The sequence below is a fragment of the Candidatus Zymogenaceae bacterium genome, assembly GCA_016931225.1.
In the GTDB taxonomy this organism is placed as follows: Bacteria; Desulfobacterota; Zymogenia; order Zymogenales; family Zymogenaceae; genus JAFGFE01.
The window spans coordinates 90,849-112,913 of sequence record JAFGFE010000015.1 but is presented as its reverse complement, the minus strand read 5'-3'; the positions used below and the strand labels follow the sequence as shown (position 1 = coordinate 112,913).

Annotated in this window: 18 protein-coding genes; 13 read left to right on the top strand and 5 right to left on the bottom strand. The window is 49.9% G+C overall.

Features of this window, described 5'->3' with window-relative positions:
* The first annotated feature begins 19 nt into the window (after positions 1–19).
* On the top strand, positions 20–208 hold the full coding sequence (locus tag JW885_06875; protein MBN1881880.1) for a hypothetical protein: 189 nt from the start codon (positions 20–22) through the stop codon (positions 206–208).
* Between the two features lie 140 nt (positions 209–348).
* Here the strand turns inward: JW885_06875 and JW885_06870 are convergent, their stop codons facing one another.
* Positions 349–1,836 carry a MerR family transcriptional regulator gene (locus JW885_06870; GenBank protein ID MBN1881879.1) on the bottom strand — a complete coding sequence of 496 codons (1,488 nt, stop codon included), beginning with the start codon at positions 1,834–1,836 and terminating at the stop codon, positions 349–351.
* Positions 1,837–2,044: 208 nt separating this feature from the next.
* On the opposite strand from JW885_06870, the gene JW885_06865 reads away from it, so the two are divergent.
* The 3 genes from JW885_06865 (at position 2,045) to JW885_06855 (ending at position 4,643) form a co-directional block, all read left to right on the top strand.
* The gene (locus JW885_06865) at positions 2,045–2,881 is read left to right on the top strand and encodes an RNA polymerase sigma factor (protein ID MBN1881878.1); all 837 of its coding nucleotides are present in this window, start codon (positions 2,045–2,047) and stop codon (positions 2,879–2,881) included.
* A 3-nt stretch (positions 2,882–2,884) separates the two neighbouring features.
* Positions 2,885–3,352, top strand: a complete 468-nt coding sequence (locus JW885_06860) for a hypothetical protein (protein MBN1881877.1) — start codon at positions 2,885–2,887, stop codon at positions 3,350–3,352.
* Between the two features lie 172 nt (positions 3,353–3,524).
* On the top strand, positions 3,525–4,643 hold the full coding sequence (locus JW885_06855) for a 2-hydroxyacyl-CoA dehydratase (GenBank protein ID MBN1881876.1): 1,119 nt from the start codon (positions 3,525–3,527) through the stop codon (positions 4,641–4,643).
* Between the two features lie 370 nt (positions 4,644–5,013).
* On the opposite strand, the gene JW885_06850 is transcribed toward JW885_06855, so the two are convergent.
* From JW885_06850 to mazG, 4 genes are all read right to left on the bottom strand, one after another.
* Positions 5,014–5,817, bottom strand: coding sequence for a response regulator (locus tag JW885_06850; GenBank protein ID MBN1881875.1), 804 nt, complete (start codon positions 5,815–5,817; stop codon positions 5,014–5,016).
* 216 nt (positions 5,818–6,033) lie between these two features.
* Positions 6,034–8,580, bottom strand: coding sequence for a sigma 54-interacting transcriptional regulator (locus JW885_06845; GenBank protein MBN1881874.1), 2,547 nt, complete (start codon positions 8,578–8,580; stop codon positions 6,034–6,036).
* Positions 8,581–8,867: 287 nt separating this feature from the next.
* Complete coding sequence (locus JW885_06840; protein MBN1881873.1) at positions 8,868–9,197, bottom strand: hypothetical protein; 330 nt, start codon at positions 9,195–9,197, stop codon at positions 8,868–8,870.
* Positions 9,198–9,308: 111 nt separating this feature from the next.
* Positions 9,309–10,094 carry a nucleoside triphosphate pyrophosphohydrolase gene (gene mazG, locus JW885_06835; GenBank protein ID MBN1881872.1) on the bottom strand — a complete coding sequence of 262 codons (786 nt, stop codon included), beginning with the start codon at positions 10,092–10,094 and terminating at the stop codon, positions 9,309–9,311.
* A 479-nt stretch (positions 10,095–10,573) separates the two neighbouring features.
* Here mazG and JW885_06830 point away from each other — a divergent pair, with 479 nt between their 5' ends.
* The 9 genes from JW885_06830 to JW885_06790 all read left to right on the top strand — a co-directional run bounded on the left by JW885_06830 (position 10,574) and on the right by JW885_06790 (position 22,028).
* Complete coding sequence (locus JW885_06830; GenBank protein ID MBN1881871.1) at positions 10,574–12,193, top strand: tetratricopeptide repeat protein; 1,620 nt, start codon at positions 10,574–10,576, stop codon at positions 12,191–12,193.
* A 12-nt stretch (positions 12,194–12,205) separates the two neighbouring features.
* Positions 12,206–13,354 (top strand): DUF4388 domain-containing protein, encoded by a 1,149-nt coding sequence (locus JW885_06825; GenBank protein MBN1881870.1) that lies wholly within the window; start codon positions 12,206–12,208, stop codon positions 13,352–13,354.
* A gap of 4 nt (positions 13,355–13,358) precedes the next feature.
* The gene (locus JW885_06820) at positions 13,359–14,351 is read left to right on the top strand and encodes a PhoH family protein (GenBank protein MBN1881869.1); all 993 of its coding nucleotides are present in this window, start codon (positions 13,359–13,361) and stop codon (positions 14,349–14,351) included.
* Positions 14,338–16,752 carry an HDIG domain-containing protein gene (locus JW885_06815; GenBank protein ID MBN1881868.1) on the top strand — a complete coding sequence of 805 codons (2,415 nt, stop codon included), beginning with the start codon at positions 14,338–14,340 and terminating at the stop codon, positions 16,750–16,752. The genes JW885_06820 and JW885_06815 overlap by 14 nt, the downstream gene beginning before the upstream one ends.
* Positions 16,721–17,164, top strand: a complete 444-nt coding sequence (ybeY, locus tag JW885_06810; GenBank protein ID MBN1881867.1) for an rRNA maturation RNase YbeY — start codon at positions 16,721–16,723, stop codon at positions 17,162–17,164. Before JW885_06815 ends, ybeY begins: the two co-directional genes overlap by 32 nt.
* Before the next feature lie 45 nt (positions 17,165–17,209).
* Positions 17,210–18,853 carry an apolipoprotein N-acyltransferase gene (lnt, locus tag JW885_06805; GenBank protein MBN1881866.1) on the top strand — a complete coding sequence of 548 codons (1,644 nt, stop codon included), beginning with the start codon at positions 17,210–17,212 and terminating at the stop codon, positions 18,851–18,853.
* A protein-coding gene (gene prfB / locus JW885_06800; protein MBN1881865.1) for a peptide chain release factor 2 occupies positions 18,850–19,960 on the top strand; the annotation gives its coding sequence in 2 pieces (ribosomal slippage) (positions 18,850–18,921 and positions 18,923–19,960; 1,110 coding nt in all). Before lnt ends, prfB begins: the two co-directional genes overlap by 4 nt.
* A 50-nt stretch (positions 19,961–20,010) precedes the next feature.
* Positions 20,011–20,565: a DUF4125 family protein gene (locus JW885_06795; GenBank protein ID MBN1881864.1), complete on the top strand. Its 555-nt coding sequence runs from the start codon at positions 20,011–20,013 to the stop codon at positions 20,563–20,565.
* Positions 20,562–22,028, top strand: coding sequence for an AsmA family protein (locus JW885_06790; GenBank protein ID MBN1881863.1), 1,467 nt, complete (start codon positions 20,562–20,564; stop codon positions 22,026–22,028). Before JW885_06795 ends, JW885_06790 begins: the two co-directional genes overlap by 4 nt.
* Positions 22,029–22,065: the final 37 nt, after the last annotated feature.

Here is a 22,065-nt window from a genome sequence, read left to right as displayed (position 1 = left end):
AATGGAAATGAGGATGATAATGACAATCAGGCTTCTTCTGGCGCCCATCTTCTCGCCCAAGGGGCTTGCGAACATGTTCGTCAGGCCGTATCCCACAAAGAAGATGCTGATAAGCAGACCACCGTATTCGCCGATCTGGGCGTCGGTCCAGCCGAATTCCTCGGCGATCTTCGGCAGCGCCAGTGAGAGGTTCAGACGATCGAGATAGGCGATCAGGAGTGTCACCAGGAGCACCACCGGCAGTCCCCACCGCTTCGAGCCGAACCTTCGTCTGTTCCATACGATACCCTTCTTCTTTCTCTATTCAAATCACGTCAATAGTATCGTTCATCGTGGTACGAGTTGCTTTTACGTCTTCTTCTGGTCAAGAAGCTCCTTTTTGATCTCTTTCAGCGTCTTTTTCGCCCAGGATAGGTAATATTTTTCCGCACCCGTTTCAATCAATTTTCCTAAGCGATCTACCGCTGTCTCGAGCCTCCCCGCGGCGCGCTGCATCAGCACCAAAAAATAGGTGGACTTGTATATCAGCTCACGGATGATGTGGAAATCGATGTCCCCCTTATCGTCATCATTCTGATCGCCCCCCCACTCGATGACACACGTAAGATCGAGAAGTGCGTTGTCATAGGCGCCGAACTCTTCGGGGATGACCGAGAGTCCCATGCCGCGGATATAGGTGGCAAAAAGATGTGACGACCGGTAACGGGATGTCTCCCGAGATCGGTCGAAATGCGACATCGCATTTTTTATATTATCGATGATCGGCATGAATCTCGATGTCTGTGTGGCTTTGATGATATACGCCACTCCTAAAAGAGCGTGTTTCATCTGCACACATGTATCATTCTCGGATACGGCGGCGAGATGAGAAAGTGCGTCGTCCGCCCGGCCGCGGGTGATATCACATAGTGCCGATAACAACTCCCGTGCTTCCTCCGCTGACGGTCCCCCGTCGAAAAGAGACGCCGTATCGTCCCGTCGTTCAGGATGGACGACGGAACCGGCCACAAGCCTCCACGACACCGATTGAGGATCTATCGATTCCAGATCCCGGTCAATCGTCTCCCATGCGCCGGGCAGACATCGAAAATTGAGCGCCTCATCGATTAACTCCGGCACGGACCGAAGGACACGGAACAATCGCTCGACGTTCGCCCGGGTGAGTTTGGCACGAATCAGCGGCATGTACGCCACCAGGGCGCTGTCACCCTCCCAGACGTATGTAATGACCTCTTCGGTGCTCTTCAATGAAAGCAGGTTCCGGACGAAAAGGACGCCGTCCTCCTCGACGATTTTCTTCATATATTTTTTGTATATGGACATCATCTCGAGGGTGTACTCGAAGGGAATCCCGATGTCCTCCCGCTTTCTTATGAGTGAGAGTATTTCCAGGTCGACGGTATCGTATATCGTCCCCCCATCGGTTGACTGGGGAAGGATCACGCCCATACGCTCCGCCTCCTTCAGGCGCGCGGCGCCATATCCTGTCGCCTTTTCGATATCCTCGGGCGATACGACCCGTGTGGGGATGTCCAGCCGTGAGACACCCAGGATTCCCTCCCTCAGTATCAACTCTTGATCGAGGTCGGTATCACTCTCCAGTATCTGCTTTATCACATACAGGGGGAGAAACCGTTCATTTTGAAGTCGCTTGATGAGCCTGACCCGGTCGACGCAAGCCTCGTCGTAGTATGACATGGTGCGACCGGTTTTGATGGGTCTGGGAAGCAGACCCTCTTTCAGGTAGTGCTTGATGGTGGGGATGGTTACGTCGGCGCGTTTCGCCAGTTCACTGATTTTCAACCCGGGGGGTTTCTGTCCCGCCTTTTTTGACACACGATTATCCTCAATAGAATAGAAAGTAGCAGGTTCGACTTTCTAATTCATGTCATGCCCAAAACATTTTGTCAAGAAAATAATCCCTTCATGTCACACAAAGACATATTTTCAGTCTCAATGTATAAACACCATACAGATACAATATTTTTTTGTCTTCATCTTCTATGATATACAATGATGTAAACCCTCAACATGTGGTTGTCTTATGAAAACTGATGCAGTTTTTGATCTTGTAGACCGGGCGGTCAATGGAGACGGACAGGCCCTCGAAGAAATTGTACTCCTCATTCAGGACAAGGTCTATAACCTCGCTTTGAGGATGCTGTCCAACCCTGAAGACGCTCGGGACGCAACCCAGGAAATCCTTGTGAAGGTGATTACCAATCTTTCCGGTTTTCGTAAAGAAAGCGCCCTTACTACGTGGGTATTCAGCATTGCGTCCCGTCACCTTCTCACCGCCCGAAAATCCCGGGCGGAACGTCTTGAGCTGAATTTCTCCACATACGGGGAAATGATCGATTATGGATGCGCCCTGGATAAAAATGTCAACTATCCCCGGGCAGATGAACGTCTCATCGTCCGGGAGATTAAAATAATGTGCATGTATGGAATGCTCTTGTGTCTCAGCCGGATGGATCGCATCGCGTTTATTCTTTCAGAAGTCTTTGACGTTTCCGGTGTCGAAGGTTCCGAAATAATGAACAGTACGCCTGCTGCATACCGACAGCGCGTCTCCCGATCTAAAAGAAAACTCAGGGATTTCATGGACAAAAAGTGCGGTCTGTTCAATCCAGACGCATCCTGCCGGTGCGAAAAGCAGATTGTCTATGAGATCTCAATCGGCCGTGTCCGGCCCGATCGCCTCGTCTTCTCAGAAGATCCGCCGGTCGAAGATACTATACAACATTGCCTCCAGGAGATCAATGCCCTTCAGCGCCTGTCGGTCCTGTTTCGGAGCCATCCCGATCATACGCTGGGTGAGGGATTTGCGGCGAACATCCGAAATCTCATTGAAACGGAAACCTGGAAGGTTCTGCAATAAAGGTTGTTTAACACGTGTATAAAAAGGAGAATATCGATGAAATCGGATCAGAATATCAAAAAAGCAGTTCAGGAACATCTCGAGTATACCGATGAAGAAATGAAGATGTTCCTTGCAGATTCCAATAACGGTGATATACTCTCAAAAATGTCCACCCTCGCGGATAAAACCATCGTCGTCGAGGTCGTCTCGTCAAAGGGGTGCAATTCGGCACATAGGACCGGGGATCGATTTTATTTTGACGCGGCGGGAAATCTGATAACCTCTCTGAATCCAAAACGGATGTGCATATATGCGCTTCATTCTCTCGCACCCCTGATTTACGGTGCCTCGGAGTTTCTCTATGCCGATATGGACCCAAATACGCTGAAGTTCAGTCGGGCGGGATGCATTGACGTTGGAGTGAAGTGCGGTGGGTGGGGACATATCATTATGGAGCTTCGGGTGGAGGACCGGAACCGGGGAAAATGACCGGCCTGTTTCCCGGAGGATTCATGCATTTCTTCGGTGTACATGCGGCCGGCGGTTATTTCTGGTATGGTTGCTTTCATTCTGAGTGATTCCCCCGGCGAAACCCCTTGACTTCTCCACGAAAAGGGGCATACTGAGAGAGAACTCAATCTCCCGGACACTTCATCAAACGGTGACCATGGATTCTCCCCTCCAGGAACTTTCGTCGACGTCTCGTCCGATTATCGCCTGTCTCCCCCTCTATCCGCCGCTGGCGCTTCTGGATTCCCTCGGTTTTCATCCGTTCATCCCCTGGAATCTCAAGGCGCACATACAAAACACGGAACAGAGCGATCGACACCTTCAGAACTATGTCTGCTCCGTGGCCCGTCACCTCGTCGAGTACCTCCTGACCCGCGGCGCAGAACAGGTCGACGGCATTATCGCCTATAACGCCTGTGACACCCTCAGAAACATGCCCGAAATCATCCTGAGCGGTCTTCAGGAAAGACACACATCCATCCCTGTATTCACGTATCATATTCCCATGACGGGCGCCATAGGGAGATCACGCTCCGATTACGTCCGGGTGTATATAGAAAATGAAATAAATCGGCTGATCCGTGAGCTGGAGTCGTCCTTCGGTGTATCCTTCAACGCCTACAGGTTTCTGGAAAGCGTTGAATTATACAACGCGGTCAGTGGTCTGTATCGCACCGTCAACGACCACCTTTCCGAGGGACGGATCGATTTCGCTCGATTCGTCACCCTGCTTTTGGATGTGTCTTTCATGCCGATCACCGGACAATTCTCCACGCTCTCGGCCGCAATCGATGACCTGAAGAACGCCCCTAAAATAAATGACGACAAAAAACGGATCATCGTCAGCGGCATCCTCCCACCGCCCCGGTCGGTTATCGAAGCGATGGAACGATCAGGACTCCGAGTGGTGGGCGAAGACCTGGCGATCTTCCGCCGAAGTTTTTCATACCGGCCCGCCCCGATAAAGGAGCCGGGGGCATACTACGCCGGGTTCTATGAAGATCATTATCCCTGCACGACATTATACTACCTGGCGGATCGACGGATTGAAACGATCCTTTCCCTCTGCCGTAAGCTGAAGGCCGACGGTTTCGTCTTCCTGGGAGAGAAATTCTGTGAATACGAATATTTTGAGTTCCCGCACCTTGAAAAAAAACTGAGGGAACTCGGCATAAAGCCCCTTGCCCTGGAATTCTCTATAGACAACTCCGAGCACATCGGCACCGTCGTCACGCGTATCGAGGCGTATGCGGAGCTTCTGGAGGGCTGATGTGTTGTGGATTGAAATTGCGGGAGGTCAGAGCGACCGGCATCGGTACGTATGAGGGAATCCTTCGTTATGTCCCGGACTGATGCGGAGCTCGCTTGTATATCTTGACGGTTTCACTCTTTGTGCGTGCGTGACGGACCGGATCATCGAGCGATGTCCCATCGACGGCGCCATTCTCCACCGACGATGAGGGCTTTACGCCCTACCTATCGACGCGAATCGCCCGATGCATCCATCCCGATCGTTACGGTCAATAGACAGGTTGTTTTCTTCCCTTCCCTGTTCAATACACGGGCTCGCAATACTCATCTCGGCTCCGTATTACACAATCGAAGGGGTGTGTTATATGTTCGGATCCATCAGGAATGAGCTACAATTTTCGCTCTTCCAAGAGCAGCTTGTGTTCAACGGCCCTGTGAACGACACGAGCCATGATATTCAGGTCAAACGGCTTTTCAATGAAGTCATAGGCCCCCAGCTTCACCGCGCTGATGGCCGATTTCTTGTCGGCGTTGCCCGTTAAAATAATAACCTGTGTATCCTCCGATAACGCCTTCACGTGTCTCATCAAATCGATACCGTTTAACTCCGGCATGACGATATCGGTAAGCACCACATCGTAGTGTTTTTTATTCACGGCGACAACGGCTTCCTGTCCGTCAAACGCCGTATCCAGATTTTTCATACCGACATCTTCCAGAGCGGTAACCAGTATATCGACGATATCCTTTTCATCGTCGACAATCAGGATTTTGGCCTCATTGAATCGTTCGATGTCAAATCCGAACGGATTGTCATAGATGAACTTGACGGCGTTGCTCACCCTTTCGAAGGAGTCGTTTATTTCCTGGATTTTATCGATTTCGATCGGTTTTGCAATGCTGACATATATCCCGTCCTGGGTCGGCGGATCGAGCATTTTATTCGTCTCATCGCCGGACATCATGACTCCCGTTATCGATGGATCAATTTCCCGCATTTTCGCCAGTGTTTGAAATCCATCAATTCCCGGCAGTGATACATCCATATACACCAGATCGACTTCATGATCTCTGACGTAGTCGATGGCGTCGTATCCGTTTTCGACCGCATGTACATGATGATCCATGAGTTTCATAGACTCAACGAGGAAATCTTTCACATCTGTATCGTCATCAACTATAAGAATTCTCATCTTTCCTCCCTTCATCCAGATACGAAATAAAAAGGTAAACAGAAATATGGTAATTATCACGCGAGGAACGTACAAGTGGTTCGAATCGTTCGATCGTATGATTTGTAAAGACTAAATAACAGAATGTCCCACTCAGTCGGGAAAACAGTATTTCATAAAGACCCGGCATATCATAACCGCATTGATCCAAAGCATCGGCAACACGCGTCGTCTTTATCAGTTAATCTGATATTCCTTCATTTTTCTCCAGAGCGTCCCCCGGTGCATATCGAGGGCATGTGCCGTTTTCTGTCTGTCTCCTTCAAAACGAGACAACGTTTCAACAATCAACTGTCTTTCCGTGTTTGAAATAGCTTTCTTTAACGTACGTACGCGGCCTGACTCTATACCGTCCACAAGATCCTTCGGGAGGTATCCCCTCGAAATGTATTTCTCGTCGCAGATGATACAGGCGTACTCAACAATGTTTTTCAATTCCCTTACATTGCCCGGGTAATCGTATTTCATCAATATTTCCATGGCGTCATCGGTGATTCCGAGTATGCCCTTGTCCTTTTGAATATTGAATTTCTTTAAAAAATGCTCCACAAGAAGCGGAATGTCTTCCTTTCTCTTCTTGAGATCGGGTATGCATATTCTGACCACATTAAGCCTGAAGAATAGATCTTCGCGAAAATGTCCCTTCATGACTTCCAGTGCGAGGTCCTTATTTGTGGATGCAATAATACGCACATCCACCCGCACCGGATCTGACGCTCCCAGGGGGACAAATGTCTTTTCCTCAATCAGGCGAAGAAGCTTGGCCTGGAGTGTTTTCGGGATTTCCCCGATCTCGTCAAGAAGCAGCGTCCCCCCGTCGGCCCTGGCGAAATAACCCTGTTTGTCGGTTTTCGCGTCCGTAAAGGCTCCTTTGGTGTACCCGAACATCTCCGATTCCATCAACGAATCCGGGATAGCCGCACAGTTCAGCACAATAAACGGACCGTCCCTCCGATGAGAACGATTATGCACCGCACTGGCGAATAGGTCTTTCCCGGTTCCGCTCTTCCCTTCAATAAGAAGATTGCTGTCACTCTCTGCGATACTCGGCAGTGTACGCATGATGTCAAAAAGCGTGTTGTTGCGGCTGACGATGTCGGCAAACGTATATTTGGATGATATTTCTTTTCTCAACTCCTCGATAACCGACAGATCCCTGATCGTGATGACACTTCCGAACTCTTCTCCGTTTTCCTCTCTGAGAACAGAAACATTTATGGAAACGGGTACTTTATTCGTGTTGTCCGAAAGGATGTCCGTCCTGTAATGTGAGAGGGATTCTCCCAATAACACAGCACGTTTAATATTGTAGCCGTCCTGGGAAATCGTATCCCTAAACAGCTCGTCATATTTCTTGCCCAGCATTCTTTCTTTTGGGATGTTGAATATCTCCTCCGCAGCTGGATTCGTGAGGATAATCCTGTAATCATGATCAAGGGTGATAACACCGTCCGTGATGCTTCTCAAGGTGCCGGAGATGAATTTCCTATCTTTCGTCACATTCCGTACAATTCCCTGATATCCGACGATGTTTTCGTATAAATCCTTCATGAGCTTTGCGGTAATGATTCCCTCAAAAACACTGCCGTCTTTTCGAACACATATCAGATTATGGTTTTTAATGGTCCCCTGTTCATGTAATAGTCGGGATAGCGTCTCATCTTCGTTTGCTTTCTGGTATAATGCGTCGGATCGAAGGTCGGCGAGATCATATCGTGTATAGCCGAACTGATCCAGAAACGCCTGATTGCAGTCCAGAATTTCTTCATTCACTCCGACGATGATGATCGGATCCGACACGATCTCCATCAAATTTCGCCATTTCTCTTCTGAGTCTCTCAGGGCTTCGATCGTCTTACGGTATGTTGTCACGTCTTGATTCATAATAACAAGACCGACGGTCACGCCGTCTCCATCATTGATGACGGATATCGACGCCATACTGTTCACGAGTCGCCCGTCTTTTGTCGTCTGTCGGATCTCGCCCTGCCACATCCCCTTCTCGCAAAGATGCTCCCGGACATCTTTACGGTTCTCTGACAGATATTGTGTCCAGAGTATGTCGTCGACTGTGTGTCCCATCACCTCGGTTTCGCAAAAACCATACACGCTTTCCGCCGCACTGTTCCAAGAGGTGATCACCATATCCGCATCACAGACTATCACCGCGTCGGACACATTCATCGGCATGTTCATCCGGTGCAGCGGTTCTTTGTCCGACTTCCTTTTTTCGTCGAAAGGTCGCTGAATCTGTTTGTTTGTTTTGTGATGTTCTTCTGTTTGAGAAACGACTCTTTTTTCAGGTTCGTCATGGGCGATGTGGAGTTTCTGTCTGAATCGTTTCCTTTCAACGGCGTATCGAAGCGACCTGAGGAGAAACGGCCTATCCGTCTTGCACTTAATCACGTAATCATCTGCACCCCGCTTGAGGGCCTCCATGCCCGTCTCTTCATCATCCAGTCCGGCATACACCACAATGGGAAGGTCGGGCCGAACGTCCCGAACGGAAGAAAGGGCAGACAAACCTGAACCGTCCGGAGCATTCAGACCCAAAAGGATGACATCGACATCATCATTCTCAAGTCTTACCAATCCTTCGGAAAGGTCCTCGGAGGTGATCAGCTGGAAGGAGTCTTCTTCAGAGTCCTGTAACTGAAACGCTGCCAGCTCACGTATGATGCCGTCATCTTCAATGTATAAAATATTGATAGATTTTTTCGGCATGACACGAATGACCCTTTCTGTATAAGAGGAGAACCTGTAAAGACCCGATATCGCGAGTGAGTCAGTACGAGTGCATGTCACATGCGGCATATGATTTCGATTTGTTAAAAGGGTGATACGGTTTTCGAACAGCAGGCTGTATACGTATAGACATAGTCGATATAGAAATCGTTAATATGATATCGCAATTGTCACTGAGGGTCAAGGTGAGAAAATGCATCTAGTTATGTTTTCAAAGAAAATCCGAATATCGGTTTTAGTCGTACGAAAAAAGGTTCAGAGTGATTTCACACGGTCGATTTTTCCGGAGGAGCGCCGATATGAGCGTCTACGATTGCATATATCCATAATGCAAACAACACGATCAAGAGAACCAGTTCATGCCTCCCATTCATGGCGAGAGAGGCCGCAATAAATTCCCACATGCTCCCGAAAGGAGCGGAAATATTTTTTATGACCGTTATAAACCCCTTGAATATAAAAAAGATCAGAAAGACCAGGTTGAGGGATGTGATTGTGATAATGGTCCATCCTTTTAAGTGGTGACCGTTCAGAAGTTGTCCCGCTCCTGGATAGATTAATCCGGATATTATCGGAGAGAGGAATCGCTTGTTCATACGTGTCTTCTCCATTTTGAGCGGACGTAAAGTATCATCGCCGGTGTCGTATACCGTTTCCCCTCTCCTCTCGGAAAAAGCTGCTTGCGTACTGAGCGCGTTACCGATACGTCATTCTATTTCGCGATCTCTGTTCTTCAAAACCTCTTTTGCATTTTGCCACAGTCGTTCCATCTCGTCAATGTCCATCTCCCGAAATGATCTGCCGGATTCACCCGCATGTTTTTCCATATGGCGAAAGCGATTGGAAAATTTTCTGTTTGTTTTTCTGAGCGCCAGTTCAGGATTAACACCGACCGATCGGGAGATATTCACCACGGTAAACAACATATCGCCGATCTCATCTTCAATATCAGAGCGCCCGCCTCCCTTGATCGCATCATTCAGCTCATCGATCTCCTCGTTGAGCTTTGCGATCACATCTTCTACATGTTTCCAGTCAAACCCGATCTCGGAAGCCCTCCGACCATATTTTTCCGCAACCACCAGTGCGCTCAAAGATTCCGAAACACCGTCCAGCACTGAATCACTGGAGCGTTTTTCAGCCTTGATCTCCTCCCAACTTTTACTCACCTCTTCGGCGGTTGTGAGGATTTTATCTCCGAAAATGTGCGGATGCCGCTCTATCATCTTTTCCGCGATTGCGGCGATAATGTCATCCATGTCGCACACGCCCTCTTCCTCAAGTATTCGGGCGGCGAACACGATTTCAAACAACAAATCCCCCAGCTCCTCGAAGACACAGAGACGATTGCCGGAATCTATCGCATCGACGACTTCCATCGCCTCCTCCATGATGAAGGGACGGAGATCAGAAAGCGTTTGAGCGAGATCCCACGGGCATCCATCCGGGCCGCGGAGCCGTGCCATTATTTTCACCAGTCCATCAAATTTCATGTGTGCTCTCTTCGAATACGTAACTTTTCGAAAATAAAACAGTTGTTGGAAAATGGCAAGGTAAAAAACATTACTATTGCTTTTCCTATAGCCATATGCTACATTTTAGTAACAATTTTTTTTTGGAGAATTACGTGCAATTTCGGTTTCTTAAAAGAGGATGCACCGTTCTCATTGCATTTCTTGTTGTACTTCTTCTATCTCCACTTTCCGTCGTCTCCCAGGACAATTCGACCGCCGATGACGCTCCTTCCACCCCTCCCGTGTCCGAGACACCTCCCACGCTCAGCTACGATGACATTTGGTTTCAGTTTATGGAGGCGATGAAGGACAATAACAGAGTAAAAGCAAATAATATCCTTGATTCATTTACCTCGATTAAATATCGCCAGAGTGACCGAAATATACCCGAATACTCTTTCGCGTTGATTCATCTGTCCGAAATGCTTGAAAATTCGGGGGATCTATCAAACGCCGAAATGCTCCTTCACAAGGCAGAAACCTTTTCACCCAACAAACCGAGCGTATATTTCGCCTTGGCGGAGTTCACCTGGCGACACACGCCGTCGAAGATTTTTAATATCATAAACTTCTATATTCTGGGCATTTCTCATTCACTGGCCGACACAACGATATTCACAACACTGATCGCAAATCTCATGTTGATGATCCTCATCACCCTGCTGATCTCGTTCGCACTCCTCGCTGTTATCCTTGCGGTGAAATACATCCCGCTGGCGGCCAACGATATCAAGGTGTTCCTCGATTGGGACGTGTCATTGTGGCTTTTCATCCTCTTTATCATCCTTTTGTTGGTTATATTCGCGTCCCTCAACCTGGGAATCATCTGGACAATCATTTTTATGACCCTCACATTGTCCATATACTACACAAAAACGGAACGGTATCTTTCCGCCGTGTTTTATGTTCTTTTGGTTATTTCACCCATCCTGATGAACAACACCGCAACAATGATGCTCTCCACGCATCAGCAGGTCATCGACGAGATGATCTCCGTCAGGGAAGACACATACTCCGATATGGTCGAAAAGGAGTTGAAAGTCTGGAACCTGAATCATCCTGACGATACCGATGTGCTGTTTACCCTCGGTCTGATGAACAAAAAGCGGGGTGAGCTAAAACTTGCGGAGAAATACTACCTGGAAACCCTTAAAATCGAGCCGAATCATCCGCTGGCACTCAATAATCTGGGCAATATATATTTCATTCTCGGTGAATACGATAGGGCGGAAGTGTACTACCTCAAGTCCTTGGACATCGACTCCAATTCGGCGACGACGTATTACAATCTGTACAAGCGGAGCATATCCGGAGATGAATTTGACATATATAAGGCGGAGGAATATCGAGAGAAGGCTGATGAGCTTTCTCCAGATCTGATAAACAGTTTTGTCGACAGGGAGGCCAGGGGCAGTGAGGACACACTGACATATCTTGATCGCGTCAATCGAGTCGTCATGGATCGCTACATTTCCGACACGGTCTTCTGGGGCAGAATCCTCTCTTCCTCGAGCGCCAAGACCATCTCGGCCTCCATATGGGCCGACCTGATGAAGGGGGTTACGTTTCGTCTCACATCGGGTATTAGTGTATTCATCCTTGCACTGCTTTTTATATTCGCCACGTTAAGAAACCGGTATGTATTCTCCAAGGCCTGTAAGTATTGTTGGGAGCCCTTTCTGTTGAAATCCCTGACTCACATGGATAAACGTGATTCATGTAATCGGTGTTTCTCAGTGTTTATCCGCCGGGAGGGTGTCGACCCGAAGACCAAGGCCGATCTTCGTATGAGAGTGGAACGGAAAAGAAACGTCATCAGAATCGTGCTCCGGATTATAAACCTGCTCCTCCCGGGATTTGGATCGATATTTCGAGGATATACGATAAAGGGTTTTATTTTCCTGCTGCTCTATATTTTCTGCGTGATAAATATCGTGTACATTGATGGGATTATTGTATATCCGATGCACGCGGCGGGATTTCCTATCATTCATAACTTTTTCCTCTATTTCATTTTACTGATCATTGTGTATATTATCGCGCAGAGAGACTTTTTTGTATCGGAACGATTGACATAACAGGAGATCAGCGTGGCCCTACAGGGAGATATAAAAGATCTGTCGGTTGTCGATATTCTTCAACTGCTCTACCAACAACAAAAAAGCGGCGTACTGACTCTCGCCGATAAAAGCAAACAGGTACAAGTCCTCTTTGACAACGGCATGATCATATCCGCCACGTCTTCTATCAGAAATATAAACGAGTACCTCGGAGAGATGCTGTTGAAGGCGGACCTCATCACCAAGACACAATTGCTCCGCACACTTGAAATTCAAAGAGAAACTCTCAAGAAGCTTGGCGATATCCTTATCGAGCAGGGATATATTACCCTGGAAGAGTTGCGCCACTTTCTTAAGCTCCAGACCCATGAGACCATTTTCAAGCTCCTGATGTGGAAAAGCGGAACGTATAACTTCCACCAGAGAATAGTCACATACAACAAAAAGACAACGAGCCCCATAAATACAGAGCACTTCCTGATGGACAGTCTGCGGATGACCGACGAACTGCCGGAAATCAGGAAAAAAGTATATTCAAAAAACATCGTTTTTGAAAAGATGCCCGGGGCTGAAGATGAAATCAAATTCTGGAGAGTCCAGGATCGTGATGAAGATGAGGATGATCTGTTTTTCGATAGTGATGAACCTGACCCTTCCGAAAGAATACTCAACTCAAGCGAAAAGCGGATATTCGATCTTATAGACGGCGAGCGGTCCGTCTCGGAGATAATCAATATCGGCAGAATCGGGGAATTTGAAACCCTCAAGGCTCTGTCCATGCTCATATCAAAAAGGCTGATTGACGTCGGATATGAACTTGAGGAAGAAAGAATCACAACCTCTCAAGATATTTCTGTCAAGAATGTCTCTTCCTATCTGGCTGTCGCCGTTTTTGTCATCATTCTTGTTGGGTATCTCTTTATTGCATATCCACGGATCAAATCTAATTTCACTATATCACCCTCCAATACTACTTTATTCAACCAATCCCAGCTTAATATGGAACGTGCCAACATAGAATCAGCAATTGAAATTTATTATTTCATCCATTCAAGCTATCCTGAAAATCTCCAGCAGCTGTATACAAACGGATACGTGGAAAACGTCCGTTACGACTGGAAAGATCGCTTTGAATACACTCTCACCGGCAGCGGGTATTCTCTTATAGTCAAGGAATAACCGTTTGAGCAACACCGTAAAAATAGAATTTGACGACAATAACCTTGCGCGTACGCTTTTTGGAGAGCATAACGCGCATCTTGCCATTGTCGAAAAGGATACACACACCAGCATCGACACCCGGGGAAACAGCGTCACCATTACCGGGATGTCCGATGATGTGAAGATAGCTCAGGATGTCCTCACACAACTCTCAGAACTCATTAAAAAGGGATACCCGATATATGCTCAGGATGTAGACTTCGCCCTCAGAATAATAAAATCCAACCGGAAGGTGAAGCTGCATGATATATTCCTCGATACTATCTATATATCCGCCAAGAATCGGAACATAGCACCGAAAAGCCTTGCCCAAAAAAAATATATCGAAGACATTAGAAAAAACGATATCGTATTCGGTATCGGTCCCGCCGGCACCGGCAAGACATACCTTGCAATGGCAATGGCCATGGATTATATTAATAAAGGTAAGGTCGATCGTGTTATCTTAACACGACCCGCCGTAGAGGCGGGAGAGAAGCTCGGATTTCTCCCCGGAGACATCAATGAGAAGATCAATCCATACTTGAGGCCGCTCTATGACGCGCTTCATGATATGATGGATATTGAAAAAGCGGAGCGCTTCGTTCACAAGGGGATTATTGAGGTGGCGCCTTTGGCTTTTATGAGGGGTCGAACGCTCAATGATTCGTTTATTATTCTTGACGAAGCGCAAAATACAACCAGCGAGCAGATGAAGATGTTTCTGACTCGTCTTGGATTCAACTCAAAGACCGTTATCACCGGAGACATCACGCAGATAGACCTTCCGTACGGAAAGGTGTCCGGGCTGGTCGAGGCACGCCGCATCCTCTCTTCGATCGAGGGGATACAGTTTTCCTACTTTAGCGAAACCGATGTCGTCAGACACAGGCTCGTCCGGGAAATCATCAAGGCGTACGAAATCGACAATCAGCAAAGACAGCGGGAACCGGAAAACAGCAATGAAGTTTTTTAACACCGTTCATAATATATATCTCAAGCTGTATCGATCTCTCTTTTCGAATCGATTCACACGTCCTCTCACCTTTGTCATTGATGGGCAGACATATAGGAATCCGAAGATACAACGAGTGCTTCTGTTTGTATCGTTCGTGGTCATCATGTCTTTCATCCTGGCGCCTCAAAACAAGATAACAACTGTAACCTACACCGTCGGTGATTTTGCCACGAAGGACATCAAGGCGACTCGTGATTACCTCATCGTCGATAAGGACGCCACCGAACAAAAACAGACCGAGGCCGCAAAAGAAGTATATCCGGTTTATGATGCGGACGTCACGAGCCTCGTATCCCTGTTTGACCGAATCGATTCCTCGTTCAAACATATGAGGGATCTTGGCGGCAAGAAGCCGGAAAACATCACCACCCGCGAATGGTTCATGCAGAATCGACATCTGTTCAATGAGCTTATCGGTGTGGATGTCCCCGACGATGTCTTCTTGAGACTTGCGGATGCCGAGTTTGACACGGATATCGAAGAGTCGGTCAAATTATTACTTGAAAACCTCTATGGATTGTATATCGTCGAATCGTACACCCAGATTATCGAAGACATCGTCAATACCAATATCGTCCTCATCAACAGCCAGACCAAAGCCGAAACAATTCTTGCCTCGACAGACCACGTCGTCAATCTGAACGACGCCCGGGATATCATCGCCGAAAACGCATCGACGTCCGCTCCGAATGCGTCTCGTGCTGTTTTGGCCGTAGCGGTGGATTTCTCGCAGATCCTCATCAAACCGAACGTGACCTACAATCCAACCGAAACGGAAAATCGCCGAAATTCAGCCCGGGAAAGCGTGAAACCGGTGATGATCTCCATAAACAAGGGAGAGATGATCATCCGTGACGGTGAAAAGGTGGAGAAGCGTCACGTCACCATACTCGACGCGATAATCGAGTCGGAAAGCGACTACAATATCTACTTTGCCTACCAGGGCATTCTCCTGCTCATTATCATTATGACGTATGCGGTGTATGTCTTTTCCGTCCGGAACATCAAGAAGCTTACCCTTCGCAACAAGGATTTCCTCTTCATCGGGTTGACTCTGCTTCTCTTCAGCGCCTTCACCAAGATATTCCTTTTCCTGAAAGACGCCCTGGTCGACGAATTCATCCTCATTCCAGAGCCTGCATACAAGTTTATCCTGCCGATCGTGGCGGGGGCCATGCTCGTTCGCATCGTCATCAATTCCGAATCGGCAGTTATATACGCAGTTCTCTCCAGCATCTTCACCGGTATCATGGTGGGGGGGGATATATTCTTCTCAGTGTTCATTTTTATCGGCTCACTCATCGGTGCGCACCTTGTCGCCCAGACGAAACAGCGCTCGACCATCGTGTACGCGGGCCTCATGGTCGGCATGATAAACGTGTTGACGATCGTATCCATTTATATAAGCAGGCTCAACCTGCTCTCTCAGGACATACTGACGACTATCACCACCGACACCAAAACGATGGTTTCCAATATAATTTTCGGCTTCTCGGCTGGTATTATCTCGTCTGTGGTGGTTCTTGGCATTACGCCGCTGGTGGAGCTGCTCTTCCGATATACGACCGACATCAAGCTTGTGGAGCTCTCAAACCTTGAACATCCACTGCTGAAGGAGATGGTGATCCGAGCGCCCGGCACGTATCATCACAGCATCATCGTCGGCAATCTGGCCGAAGCCGCAGCCACCGCCATCGGATCGAATCCGCTTCTCGCCCGCGTCAGCTCCTATTATCATGATATCGGGAAAATCAAGAAACCGAATTATTTTATCGAAAATATCACTGACGGCAACAATCCCCACGATCGTCTCACGCCGCACATGTCGGCGTTGATCCTGATATCCCACGTCAAGGACGGCGTCGACCTGGCGAGACGCTACAGGCTGGGACAGGAGATCATCGACATCATCATGCAGCACCACGGCACGCACCTGATTTCCTTCTTTCACCAGAAGGCCCTGGAGATGGCTGAGACCACCAAGGGGATGACCGTCGAGGAGAAGAATTTTCGATATCCCGGCCCGAAACCCCAGACCCGGGAGGCGGGCATTGTGTTGTTGGCCGATAACGTGGAGGCGGCATCCAAGGTGCTGTCCGACCCAAAACCCGCCCGCATTGAATCCATGGTTCAAAACATTATCGACCGTATCTTTCTTGACGGACAGCTCGACCAGTGTGAACTGACCCTGAAGGACCTGGACGCCATCACCCGCAGTTTCACCCAAGTGCTCACGGGCATTTTCCACCAGCGGATCGATTATCCCGAACCGGTTATTCGGGAAACCTGGGTGGAGGAAAAACCAAAGGAACAAATCATCGGTGACAGTGCTTATTCGAACAGAGGGAGCACCCACTAATATAGATCTGACGGCTCTCACGAAGCGCGCCGAGGAACTGCTCTCCATAACCGGTCGAGGAGATGGAGAGCTTTCAATCCTTCTGGCCGACGACGATACCATCGCCCGGCTCAATCGGGACTACCTGGGACGCTCGGGACCCACGAACGTCCTGTCATTCGCCTCGGGCGTCAACCCGCCCATCGGTCTTGATATCCTGGGAGATATTGCAATCAGTTACGACACCGCAGCACGACAGGCCGTTGATCGAGGCGTCTCGCTTCTCGATGAGGTGACGATTCTTCTGGTTCACGGTCTCTTGCATCTTCTGGGCCACATACACGACATCCGGGAGGGGGCGAGCGATGAAGACCGGATGCTGATGGAATCGGAAGAGTCCCGCCTGCTTGACCTTTTCGGAATTTCCCTGTAATATTTCCTATTCACGACCGAACCACCACTTGAGAATATCGACACAATGAAAAAGAAACCAGAGAAAGAGGCAAAGCGGTTGACGTCTTCTCACAAGGTCCCTTCCCCGACGGGTCGCTTGACCCCGTTTTTTTTATCCGCGGTCGGCGGTGTGCTCTTCGCCCTGTCACTTCCCAAGGTTGATTTCTTCTTCACCGCCTGGGTCTGCCTCGTCCCGCTTCTGTTCGCCATCGAAAACCAGCCTCCCCACCGATCGTTCCTTTTCGGTCTGGTCTTCGGGCTCTTTGCCTATACCGGCATCTTCTACTGGACGTATACGCCCATGTACTTCTATGGCGGGATATCGCTTCCCGTTTCCATGATCCTGGTGCTCCTTTTTGCAACTTATATTTCAATTTATTCCTCACTGTTTGCCTATCTGGTCTCCTGGTCGAGGCTTCGTTTTTCACTTCCCCTTTTCGTCACGGTCCCGGTGGCCTGGACGGCGCTGGAGTTTTTCAGGGCGTATCTCCTGACCGGATTTCCATGGGGGTATCTGGGCCATTCACAGCTTCAGTGGCTCACATTCATGCAGGTGCTTGACATCACCGGTGTGTACGGCGTGACATTCGTCATCGCCGCCGTGAACGTCGCCCTGTTTCTGATCGTGAAGCGTCTTATCGGAACCATCACGACCTTTCCCTTTAAGGAGGCGGCCGTCGCAGCGATTCTCGTGGCCGCGGTGATAGGTTACGGTCTGTTCGCCCTCAATCGGGAAGAGCGCATATTTACTGATCCATCACGCATATACCTGTCGCCTGAGCCCGTCACCGTGGCGCTCATTCAGGGAAGCATTCCCCAGAACCTGAAATGGAATCCGTCATTCCGGGAGGAGACGGTCTCCCTCTACGAAGAGATGACACGTGCATCCATCGAAGACAGTCCCGATCTCGTCGTCTGGCCGGAAACGGCGATGCCGTTCTTTTACCAGGATTCCGAGCGGTTCGTCGACCGGATCGTCCACCTCGCCGACGAAAACGATATACATCTCTTCTTCGGGATCCCTGCGTACGAGATTCGTGGTGATGATTCCATCGCCTTTTTCAACAGGGCCTACCTGTTCTCCCCCGAAGGGGATATCGTGGGCTACTACGACAAGAGGCACCTCGTACCCTTCGGGGAGTATGTACCGCTCAAGAAGCTGCTCTTTTTCGTCGATAAGCTGACCGAAAGCGTCGGTGAGACCGAGCCGGGCTCCATCACCGATCCCATGGAGACGGAGTTCGGCGCCGTCGGCTCCCTCATCTGCTACGAGGCCATCTTTCCCGAGATATCGCGGATGTTCGCCCGTAAGAACGCGGCACTTCTCGTCAACATCACAAACGACGCATGGTACGGCACCACCAGCGCGCCCTACCAGCATTTTTCCCTTGCACGGATGCGCGCCATTGAGACGCGTCTTCCCCTGATACGCGTCGCAAACACCGGGATATCCGCGGTGGTTCATCCCACGGGGGATGTGGAGATGATGACGCCGCTCTTTCGCCGCACCATCTCCGTTGCGTACATACGGCCCTGCCCCCGCACGACGTTCTATACCAGGTTCGGCGACGTGTTCGCATGGCTTGTCACACTCTGTTTTTTCACTCCCATTTTCATCCACTGGGGTGGTATAATACGAAAAGGATTTTCACATGAGGAGGTTTCATGATACCCGCATCGACATCCGAGCTTTTGGAAACACTTGACGGCTACCGGGAGCGTCTCGATACACACAGGGGGTATCTTTGAACCGAAGAGGCTCAAAGAGAAAATAGACGAGCTGGATAAAAAGATGGCGGATCCCGACTTTTGGACGGATCAGGAAAACGCCGAGAAAACCGGAAGGGAAAAGACGACCCTCCAGCATCAGCTCACATGGTTTACCGACCGCGAAAACGACCTTGAAGAGTTTTCCATCCTCATCGAGCTCCTTGACGAGGGTGATTCCGACGCCCCGGTCGAAATAGAAAAAAAGATACAGCACCTGGAACAGGAGTTTTCCTCCATGGAAACCCGGCGGATGCTCTCCGGTCCCGACGATGGGCGTCCGGCAATCGTCCAGATCAACGCCGGCGCCGGCGGTACCGAGGCTCAGGACTGGGCGGAGATGCTCTTTCGCATGTATACCCGATGGGCCGAGATCAAGGACTTTTCGGTGGAGGTCGTGGACGCACAGCCGGGGGATGAGGCGGGTCTGAAAAGCGTCACCTTCGTGGTGACCGGCCAGTACGCCTACGGACTCCTCAAGGCGGAGGTGGGGGTGCACCGTCTCATCCGCATATCCCCCTTCGACGCGGGCAAACGACGCCACACCTCGTTCGCATCACTCTTCGTGACGCCCGAGGTGGAGGACGACACGGACATCGAGGTCAACGAGAGCGATCTGCGTATCGATACCTTCCGGGCGTCCGGCGCCGGCGGTCAGCACGTCAATAAAACCGACAGCGCCGTACGCATCACGCACCTTCCCACGGGGCTCGTCGTCACCTGCAGCAACGAGAAATCCCAGCATCGAAACAAATCCATCGCCATTAAAATTCTCAAATCCCGCCTCTACGAGAAGAAGCGGGAGGAAGAGATGGCGAAGATGGAACAAATGCACAAACAGAAAAAGGATATCGCCTGGGGAAGCCAAATACGAACGTACACCCTCCAACCCTATCGGTTGGTGAAGGATCACCGCACCGGCGTTGAAGTGGGAAATGTGGACGCAGTTCTCGACGGCGAGTTGGATGGATTCATCGAATCGTATCTCCTTTCCGCGGGTTCTGAATAAGGAGGTCGCCGACAATCTGACGACATCAACAGATCGTCCATTTAAATAAAATGAAAGAAAAGAAGAGAAAGAAACTGCTCTCCGATATCGTGGAACGCGAGCTTTCGATGTTCCTGCAGGTTCGAACATCTATTCCCTCCCTGTGTCAGGAACGTCCCGAAACCTTTCGGACCATGCGGGAGATGTCCCATGCGGTCCTCTCATCCGATACACTCTCTTCATACCTGAAGGATCTGAAGTTGGCCAAAAAGAACGGCAGAAATCTCCTGACGGAGAAATACGCCCGGATGGACAACGTCATCCCCCCCCTTTCGGACAACCCCCTCATCGGTGAGATCGTCACCATCGAGGCGGACTGGATGGAAGCCCTGAAGCATCGATTCCCGAAAACCTTTCGGGGCGACCGAACGCCCTTTGAGATATATCTCTGTTCTGAGCTTGAGACCTATTCAGACGCCACACTGGCCCTGTATCACCGGGATGTCTCCCTTGCGCTCAAACGGGGTGAAAACCTGACCGAGGAGAGATACCGCCTGCTCTTCGAGTCCCTCGGATATACCGGCATAGACCAGGTGGAACAACAGATGACTCACCGCGCTTCATGAAAAGATCGATCCGCGAAGTTCTCTTTATTACCGTCATTGCGGTCGTTTTCGCAGTAACCGCCCTGGTCCTGCTCTTCCGGCTGAGCCTGGAGACCTATCGGAACGAATTGGAGTCTGCACTGACGGATTCCCTCGGCGTTGAAGTCACCATCTCCCGCCTCTCGCTTGCATGGACGACAGGGCCGGTGCTCGTCGTCGACGGTCTGATGGTCGAAGACCCACGGCTCGTGGGGGACTACATCCTCTATGTGCCCCGGGTAAAGACCAGGCTTGCCTTGCGTTCTCTGTTCGGCGAAACACTCATCGTATCCAACGTATCGATGAGTATGCCGGATCTGCACCTGACGGAATACAGAAACGGAATGAACACCTGGGACCTCCTGGCGCACACGAATCGATCAGACAGGCTCCAGACATCCTCGAAAACCCCGGCGTTCTCATCCTCCGCGCTCAACGGCGGCGTCGTTGAGGTGATCGTTCAGAGATTTCTCGACACCGACATTATCATCGAACGCCTGACGATAGACGACGGCTCGCTCTTCTACCGTCACGAGAAGGATACCGGCGTTGTCACATCTCTGGTATCCTCCCGGGGCATCGACGCCACCCTCACCCTGGACGGCGCCCTCCCCATTCGGAGCCTCATGGAGACCACAGACCCCCTGACGCTGATCGCGGGAAGCATGAACGGATCCATCGATCGTGTCGACATCAAGGATCTGACCTTTGAGGTCGAATCATTCAGCCACTCAATCGAGAAGGGCATTGTGACCGCAAAGCGGATATCGGTAAAGGCCTACGAGGGGACGTTCGACGCGTCCGGCACCATCGACATGACCGATCCCTCATTCCCAACGTCTCTCACATTAGAGGTCACGGACCTCGCCATCCACCGGCTCTTAAATACCTTCTCCGATGAAAAGGATCTGGTTGTGGGAACGTTCACGGCCGACGGACGTTTTGTGTTTTCGGCCCGCTCACCGTCAACCATTCCTGCGGCCCTCATCGGACGGGGTGAATATGCCATTGTCGACGGCTACGTGACCGATTTTTCCATCAGGAAGGAGCTGGCGGATGCGATACACATCCCCGAGTTTCTGCTGCCCGAGGAGCTCGATACCGGGGCGTTTGATTACCTGGGGGGGAGCTATCGTGTAGGAAACGAAAGGGTATGGTTTGACGACTCACACGTCACCGCCCCAACGTACACGGCCACATCTTCCGGGTATGTGGGTTTCGATAAGAGCCTGGACTTTACAGGTGAGATCTATCCGACGGAAGAGATACTGGAGACCACGAAGCTTCAGCGCTTGGCGAATCTCTCGGGGAATGAAAACCTGTTTCGGGTTATCCCCTTTACGGTCTACAAAACAATCGACGATGTGGAGTTCGATATCTCCCTCAACTCTCCGTTTCTCACCCGCCTCCTCGACGCGCTGGAACAATTTGGAATAGAATTTTAATAAAAGTCCGGATGGAAACACATCCCGGATATGTCGC

Excerpts from the sequence above, each read along its gene's own strand:
- JW885_06840 (MBN1881873.1), bottom strand. The coding sequence starts at position 9,197 with ATGAACAAGCGATTCCTCTCTCCGATAATATCCGGATTAATCTATCCA.
- mazG (MBN1881872.1), bottom strand. The coding sequence starts at position 10,094 with ATGAAATTTGATGGACTGGTGAAAATAATGGCACGGCTCCGCGGCCCG.
- JW885_06790 (MBN1881863.1), top strand. The coding sequence starts at position 20,562 with ATGAAAAGATCGATCCGCGAAGTTCTCTTTATTACCGTCATTGCGGTC.
- JW885_06850 (MBN1881875.1), bottom strand. The coding sequence starts at position 5,817 with ATGAGAATTCTTATAGTTGATGACGATACAGATGTGAAAGATTTCCTC.
- JW885_06795 (MBN1881864.1), top strand. The coding sequence starts at position 20,011 with ATGAAAGAAAAGAAGAGAAAGAAACTGCTCTCCGATATCGTGGAACGC.
- JW885_06830 (MBN1881871.1), top strand. The coding sequence starts at position 10,574 with ATGCTCCTTCACAAGGCAGAAACCTTTTCACCCAACAAACCGAGCGTA.
- JW885_06865 (MBN1881878.1), top strand. The coding sequence starts at position 2,045 with ATGAAAACTGATGCAGTTTTTGATCTTGTAGACCGGGCGGTCAATGGA.
- JW885_06845 (MBN1881874.1), bottom strand. The coding sequence starts at position 8,580 with ATGCCGAAAAAATCTATCAATATTTTATACATTGAAGATGACGGCATC.
- JW885_06815 (MBN1881868.1), top strand. The coding sequence starts at position 14,338 with ATGAAGTTTTTTAACACCGTTCATAATATATATCTCAAGCTGTATCGA.
- JW885_06875 (MBN1881880.1), top strand. The coding sequence starts at position 20 with ATGACAATCAGGCTTCTTCTGGCGCCCATCTTCTCGCCCAAGGGGCTT.
- lnt (MBN1881866.1), top strand. The coding sequence starts at position 17,210 with ATGAAAAAGAAACCAGAGAAAGAGGCAAAGCGGTTGACGTCTTCTCAC.